Origin of the sequence: Arthrobacter sp. H20, assembly GCF_000520515.1 — a bacterium.
Taxonomy (GTDB): Bacteria; Actinomycetota; Actinomycetes; order Actinomycetales; family Micrococcaceae; genus Arthrobacter_D.
In genome coordinates this window covers 110,003-117,558 of record NZ_KI914723.1, presented here as the reverse complement: position 1 = coordinate 117,558, position 7,556 = coordinate 110,003, and the positions used below count along the sequence as shown (strand labels likewise).

Sequence of the window (7,556 nt, the reverse complement as noted above, 5' to 3'; positions counted from 1 at the left end):
CCCGCCGCAAAGCGGACCGGCAGGTCAGCGGCGGACGCTGAGCGAGTTCTCCTGAATGGCTATCAGGAACGTTCCCAGCTGGTCTGTCCTTGCCACTGTAATTCCTGCCGCCGACAGGCCGGCCGTGATGGTCGGATGGGGGTGACCATAGTCATTCTCCCGCCCGGAGGAGATCATGGCGAGCTGCGGTTGGACGGCGTGCGCGAGTTCAAGCCCTCCATTGCGAGCACCGTGGTGGGCCACCTTCAGGATCTGGACTCCCCGCTCGACGAGGCCTGGGTTGGCCTCCAGCATCGCCCGTGCAGCGTCCTCCTCCAGATCACCGGTCAGCAGGACTGCCACGTCTCTACCGTCCGGGGTGTCGATCACAGCTTCCAGCACAGCGCTTGAGTTGTTCTCCGAATCTGGTCGGACATCCTCCCCCGGCCACAGCACTGTCCAGGTGATCCGTCCGTAGACGCCGCCGTCACCGTGCTCACCCTGCATGCCCGCAACCAGGCGCTCTGGAACGGGGCTCTGGCCGGATGCTTCAGCACCTACCGACTCGTTGACTACCGACGGAAGGGCAGGCTCGGAGGACGAGTACAGGATTCGCTGACCGGTCCTGTCCCTGAAGACTCCTTCGATTCCGCCGTAGTGATCAGCGTGGAAGTGGGTCAGTACCAGAAGTTCAACGGTGGCGATGGACAGCTTGTCCAAACAGGCGTCGACGGCGTCCGGATCCGGCCCGGCGTCGACCAGAATAGCTGAGCGCTCGCCGGTTCGGAGGGCGAAAGCGTCCCCCTGGCCCACGTCGCAAGCGGCGATATGCCAGCCATCAGGACTGTTCCGATCTGCAGGCCACAGGACGACTGCTGCGAGTCCTGCGGCGCACCCCGCTGCCAGCCACAGTGCTGGCCGGATCCTGGCCCGGCCGTGGTTGCGTCGGCCAACGCTGCGAGGCAGTGAATAGTTCAGGTCCGGGCGTTCCGCGTCGGTGTCCAACCTGGCCCGGCGTCGTGATCCCGGTCGTCTCAGGGCCGCCACCGCCAACCACAGTCGAGGCCCGAATACCACGGCCAAGACCACCGCCACGGATAACGCTCCGGTGAGCAGGGCTCCCGGCACTCCAGCCACCCAGGGTAGTGAAGCGCCGGGCGCTGAGCTGAAGAATCCGGCAACGGTACCGACCCAACTGGCCCCCCACCCAGCGACCAGGACCAGCGGTACCGCCAACGGTTCAGCCAGAGCCACCAACGTCACTGCTCCCATCCCCACGACTGTCACAAAGGGCACCACCGGAGTGGCAGCGATGTTTGCCGGAAGAGAATACAGGGGCTGGAAAGCCTGGAGGAGGGTGATGATGGGCGCGCACCAAAGTTGCGCAGCAATCGGGACTGCCAGCAGTTGTGCTGCCGGTGTCGGCATGAAGCGAGCCAGTCTGCGGGTCAGGACGGGACCGAAGAAAATCAGGCCGGATGAGGCCGCCACTGAGAGCATGAACGCATAGGCTCCATTCAGCCACGGATCGACAGTAAGGAGGACAACAACGGTGAGCATCAGCAACGCCGATGGAACCTTGCCTCGGCCGGTGAGCACGGCGGTGACGCCGATGCCACCCATCACTGCGGCCCGCAGCACACTGGGCTCGGGACGGACCAGGATGACGAAGCCGATCAGCGCCACGATGCCGAGCACTGCAGCAGGTAGGCGTGGCAGTTTGAGCGCGCGGGCGGTAAGGAAAACGAATGCCAGCAGATACGAGCAGTTGGCGCCGCTGACAGCTGTGAGGTGTGTGAGGCCCGTGATCTGCATGTCTTGCTCAATCATTTCGTCCAGACCGCTTCGGTCTCCGATCACCATTCCGGGCAGCAATCCGCCTTCCCCCGACACTTCTGACGCCAGCCGCACAAAATCGCTCCTCAGCTCAGCCGGATAGCTGCTCCAGCCGGCAGGCCTGGACACCTCAGGGCTAGCCCCAGCGATTAACAGTGCTACTGCCCGGTCTCCGGGGTCGGTCGGCATCAGGCTGCCGGCCGTACGGATCGTATCCGCCGAGGTAATCCCAGCCCAGGACGCCTGACCGATCACTATGACCGGGGTGTCAGCCGTGAACCGAGTGCCGTCGAGTGTGCCCGAGGTCAGCGTTGCCTCAACGAGAAACCGGTCAGCCCCAGTGAACCGGTCAGGGCTGATCAGCTGGGCATCAGCTGTTGCCTTCACCACGGCTGTGATTGACGCACGCTCCTGCACCGCCGCGAGTACCGGCCCCGCGGTGCGTACCCCTACGACGACGGCGGCGGACACCGCGACCAGCGCCGCGACCGCTAGGGGGACCACACACGGCCCAGCGATCCGCCTGATCAGCATGGTTTGCCTTGTCGTCCCCTGAGCGAAACACGCAAGACCGCAACACGCGGCGAGCACCACCAGAGCCGCAGCGCAGAAGAAAGCCGTAGCGGCGTCGAGCCGGGTCATCCCCGCCGCAGTGACCCACGCGGCAGCCGCAGCCGGCACCAGGCGAAGATCGGTGTGGTGTGGTTCGTCGGCGGCCGCGGGCGATGGCGGGGCTACCCGTTTCGCCCATCTGGCTGCCGGCGGAAGCTTGTCGACCCAGCCGCGCGCCAACGGGCTAACGGAAGCCTGCCGGCGGGCCGTGCCGGCCTCGGCTGACCGTTGACTCGCCGCCCCGGTCGCGGCCTGAACGTATCTCGTCCAGGACCGCCGTGGACTCACCCTCTCCTCCGTCTGACCCGGGCGTTCACACAGTCACCAGCGGCACCAGGGCGGCAAGCATCGTTTCACCGATTCCAGGCACCGCATCGAGATCTTCAGGTCTGGTGAACCCCCCGTGCTCTGTGCGCCACTGGACGATGCGCTCCGCCAGGACGGGACCGATCCGCGGCAGCGTCTCCAGCTCTGCCAGAGCAGCCGTGTTGATATTCACTGTCCCCGAGGGGGTGGTCCCGTCAGCGGGTGCAGGGGATCCCCCACTCCCGCCGGTCCCGCCGGCGGCCCCAGCGGCCGGCGCAGGTGCCATTGTTTCACCCTGCAACGGCACGCGGACCTGCAACCCGTCCTGTACCGGGGCTGCCAGGTTTATTGCGGCCAGGTCAGCCTCAGGCAGTGCTCCTCCCGCGTGGTCCAGTGCCTCGAACACACGGGCACCGGCAGCGAGCTCCACGATGCCAGGGCTGGCTACGGCCCCGGCGACATGGACGAGTAACCGCTGGGATGATGCATCCCCGGTCGGCGGCTCGCCCGGTACGGCCGCCGCAGGATCTGCCGAGGAACCGGCGTCCGACACGCTGTCCCCCCGCTCGTCTGGAGGTGGCGCACCGGACTCTGGCGGGCCCCCCAGCCCTGAGCCGACCTCTCCGGCCTGTTGGGTTTCCGCCCGTGCATCGAGCGCCACCGAAGTGATCTCCGGCGACGGTCCGCTGCGTGCCATCACCAGCCCGGCGGCAATGGTCAGCGTAAGTCCGAGCACCAGCAGCGCTGCGCCCCTGCCCACCGCCCACCGACGGCCACCGCTGTTGTCGGAGTCCTGCGTCCCGACAGCCCCCGAGTCCTCACGATCCCGAAACCCGTTGATGCCCTCGAAATGGTCGAGAGGCTGAGTCCGCGGTGCACTGATCCCGCGGTGGGGAGGGCTGGTGGGCCAGCGATGTCGTGCCATGTGAGCGAGCCTAAGACTCCCCGGATCACCGCGGGAGGCCCTCGCCGGGCTATGTGTGTAACCTCAGCGAAGCTCAGGCTGCTGGCGCGTGAGTACTGGTTCTCAGTCAGGCAACGCTCATCTTTGTGGTGCTCGGACTGCTGGTTCGGTCAGCTGGTGTCCTGCGGGTGACTGCCCTTGAACGAGCCACGTCGACCAGGCCAGAAGCCACCGGGGAGAACGGCGGCGTCGGGGGCGTCGCCGTCAGTCGGGAGTTGAGGGCGTCTCGGCGTCGCCAATCCGCCCAGCCACGGCGATCGCTATGACGCCGAGCCCGGTGTGAGCTGCCAGTACTGCGGGTAGCTGGGCCAGGACGGTGTGTACCTCAGGATGTCGCTCCGCCAGGTTCCTCGTGAGCTCCTGAACCTCTGTTTCGTTCCCGAAGTAGTGAAAAGCCACTACAGCGTCGGGTCGCCCGGCGATGTCCTTCTCCACCAGATCGATCAGGCGGGCAGTCGCTTTGGTGGCGGACCGCACCTTCTCCAGCGGCAGGATGCGACCATCCTGGACACTGAGGATCGGTTTGACCGCCAGCAGGGTACCCAGCACGCTCGCTGCTGCTCCAATCCTTCCCCCCTTCCGCAGCTGCTCCAGGCTGGGCACCAGGAAACGCAGGGTCGACGAGTCGCAGACAGCCTGAGTCACCGCGGCAGCGCCAGCCAGATCCAATCCGTCCCGCGCACCGGCCTGGGCCGCTGCCACACCAAAGCCCATCGCCATTCCCACCGTGCGGCAGTCAACGACCTCGACCGGAATCGCCACCGCGGCAGCCGCCAGCCGAGCGGCGTCAGCTGTGCCGGACAGGCCGCCCGAAAGATGCACCGACAAAATGCCGGTGGCGCCGTCTGCCTCCAGCTTCCGGTACACACCTTCGAACTGTCCGGGCGATGGGCGGGAGGTCCGGACTTCCGCCCCCTCCGCCAACGCGACCGATAGCGGGCGTGTAAGGTCATCGGTTCCCTCTCCGAAGATCCGCCCCGCAATCATCACCGGCATGGGAACGACGACGACGCCGTCGGCCGCTCCCCCGGCCGCCAGCCACTCCGGCGGGAGCGCAGCGGCAGAGTCGGTGACCACAGCAATCCGTTGCAGCCCAGCAGCTTCCGGGACACTGCGGGAAGCCGATGGGCGGGCCCACAGCCGCTCAAGCCATTTCATCGAATACCACGCGGCAGCGCCGGTTTTCACTGGCGCTGGCGACGCGTGGTCCGAAATGGGCAGCGGATAGGAACGTACCGCCCGCGAGTGCACTGCTGTGTCGGCCAGCATGGGTTACTCCGGAACGATGTTGACCAGCTTCGGAGCCCGCACAATGATCGTCCGGATCCCCCTGCGGTCGAGCGTTTTCTGGATCTGGTCACTGGCCAGCGCCAGATCGCGCAGTGCGTCCTCGGTGATGTCTGGTGATACCTCCAGGCGGTCCCGGACCTTGCCCTGGACCTGGACGACTGCGACAACCGTATCTTGCACCAGCAGCGACTCATCGACGGTTGGCCAGCCGGCGGTTGCCACCGAGGCTGGATATCCCAGCCGGTTCCACAGGTCCTCGGCGGTGTACGGAGCGAACAGGCTCAGGATGACAGCGACCGCCTCGGTGGCTTCCCGCACGGCCGGATCTGTTCCGCCGACACCCGAATCGATAGCCTTCCGCGTCGCATTGACCAGCTCCATCACCCGGGCGATGACAACATTGAACTTGTTGCCCTGCAGGAGCGTGGCACTGTCCGCCACCGTCCGATGGGTGATCGAACGCAGCGCACGGTCGCCGTCTGAAACGTCGATGCCGGGCGCGCTGGCGACGTCGAGACCCAGGCGCCAGGCGCGGGCCAGGAACTTCGACGAACCCGACGGCGAGACGTCAGCCCAGTCGACGTCGTCCTCGGGTGGGGAGGCGAACACCATGGTCAGGCGGATGGCATCGACGCCAAACTTGTCCAACTGCTGGCTCAGGTCGACGCCGTTGCCCAGTGACTTGCTCATGGCCTTGCCGCCGTTGAGTACCTGCCCCTGGTTCAGGAGTGCCGAGAACGGTTCGGTGAAGCTGATGAGTCCAAGGTCGAACAGCACCTTGGTGAAGAACCGGCTATAGAGCAGGTGCAGGATGGCGTGCTCCACGCCGCCCACGTACTGACCCACCGGCAGCCAGCGGTTCACCGCCTCGGAATCGAAGGGTGCATCGGTGGTATCCGGTGAAGCGAACCGCAGGAAATACCACGAGGAATCGACGAAGGTGTCCATGGTGTCGGTGTCGCGTTTGGCTGGCCCCCCGCACTGGGGACACTCGACGTTCATCCACTCCTCCACGGCGGCCAGTGGCGAGGTGCCCTTCGGCGAGAGATCTCCGCCGCGCAGGTCCTCGGGCAGCGTGACCGGCAGTTGGTCGTCTGGGACTGGCACTTCGCCGCAGGTTGGGCAGTGGATGATCGGGATCGGCGTGCCCCAGAACCGCTGCCGGGACAGCAGCCAGTCGCGCAGCCGGTAGTTGACTGTCTGTTCGCCGGTACCCTGCTCAGCGACCAGCTCGATCGCACGGGCAATGGCTTCGTCCTTGCTCAACCCGTCCAGCTCACCGGAGTTCACCAGGGTGCCGCCGCCGATCGTCGCTACACCGGTTACGGCGGGATCCTCAGCACCCGTGTCCACCACCATTCTCACTGGCAGATCGAAGGCCCTGGCGAAGTCGAGGTCGCGCTGGTCATGCGCAGGCACGGCCATGATGGCCCCGGTGCCGTAGTCGGCCAACACGTAATCGGCTGCCCACACCGGCAGCTTCTCACCGTTGAGCGGGTTGGTCGCCCACCGGCCGGTAAACACGCCGGTCTTCTCACGCTCGGTGGACTGGCGCTCAATCTCTGACAGGGACTTGATGCCTTCCCTGTACTCCTCCAGCTCGGCCCGATGGGCCTCGGCGACCAGCTCCAGGGCCAGCGGTGCGTCGGCGGCCACCACGAAGAACGTGGCGCCGTGCAGCGTGTCGGGGCGGGTAGTGAACACGGGGACACTCTGGGCTGGCTTTCCTTCGGCTTCTTCGATGACGAAGTCGACGTGCGCGCCCTCGGAGCGGCCAATCCAGTTGCGTTGCATGGCCAGCACACGCTCGGGCCAGTGACCCTGGAGCTGATCCATGTCGTCCAGCAGGCGATCAGCGTAATCGGTGATCTTGAAATACCACTGGTTCAGGCTCTTCTTCGTGACGGGGGTGCCGCAGCGCTCGCAGGCACCATTGACTACCTGCTCGTTGGCCAGCACCGTCTGGTCCTTCGGGCACCAGTTGACAGGCGAATCCTTGCGGTACGCCAGACCCTTTTCGAAGAACCGCAGGAACAGCCACTGCGTCCACTGGTAGTACCCCGGGTCGGACGTGTGCAGCCGCCGCGACCAGTCAACGCTGATGGCGTAGCGGCGGAACGATTTGGCCTGCGTCTCGATATTCGTGTAGGTCCACTCGGAGGGGTGGGCGTTGCGCTGGATCGCAGCGTTCTCGGCTGGCAGCCCGAAGGAGTCCCAGCCGATAGGGTGCAGCACGTCAAAACCCTGCTGACGGTAGTAGCGGGCGACGACGTCGCCCATTGCGAACGCCTCAGCATGCCCCATGTGCAGGTCACCAGAGGGGTACGGAAACATGTCCAGCACGTACCGTCGTTCCCGGGATCCGTCGTCGGCAGGCTTGAACGGCTGCAGCCGATCCCACTCCGCGGGCCACCGGGCTTCGATGTCGGCGAAATTGTAGGTGTTCTCGTCCGGCTGCCCGGCGTCGGCTTGCGTGCTCACTATCGTTGCCCTGTCCTCTTGATCAATTGCCCCTAGACACACAAAAGCCCCTCATCCAGGGAGGGGCGCGCAGCACTGTTGACTGTGC

The 7,556-nt window shown here is 65.9% G+C and carries 4 protein-coding genes; all 4 read right to left on the bottom strand.

From position 1 onward, the window contains the following. Window positions 1-24: 24 nt before the first annotated feature. Window positions 25-2,715 (bottom strand): ComEC/Rec2 family competence protein, encoded by a 2,691-nt coding sequence (locus tag Y703_RS0107490; RefSeq protein WP_155849435.1) that lies wholly within the window; start codon window positions 2,713-2,715, stop codon window positions 25-27. 25 nt (window positions 2,716-2,740) lie between these two features. After that, on the bottom strand, window positions 2,741-3,658 hold the full coding sequence (locus Y703_RS18575; protein ID WP_253907963.1) for a ComEA family DNA-binding protein: 918 nt from the start codon (window positions 3,656-3,658) through the stop codon (window positions 2,741-2,743). A 243-nt stretch (window positions 3,659-3,901) separates the two neighbouring features. Beyond that, window positions 3,902-4,966, bottom strand: coding sequence for a DegV family protein (locus tag Y703_RS0107480; protein ID WP_026552208.1), 1,065 nt, complete (start codon window positions 4,964-4,966; stop codon window positions 3,902-3,904). Window positions 4,967-4,969: 3 nt separating this feature from the next. Continuing rightward, window positions 4,970-7,495 (bottom strand): leucine--tRNA ligase, encoded by a 2,526-nt coding sequence (leuS, locus tag Y703_RS0107475; protein WP_051427395.1) that lies wholly within the window; start codon window positions 7,493-7,495, stop codon window positions 4,970-4,972. Window positions 7,496-7,556 lie beyond the last annotated feature (61 nt).

What these genes read in the sequence shown, in the direction of transcription:
- Y703_RS18575 (WP_253907963.1), bottom strand. Translation starts at nt 3,658, where the DNA reads ATGGCACGACATCGCTGGCCCACCAGCCCTCCCCACCGCGGGATCAGT.
- Y703_RS0107480 (WP_026552208.1), bottom strand. Translation starts at nt 4,966, where the DNA reads ATGCTGGCCGACACAGCAGTGCACTCGCGGGCGGTACGTTCCTATCCG.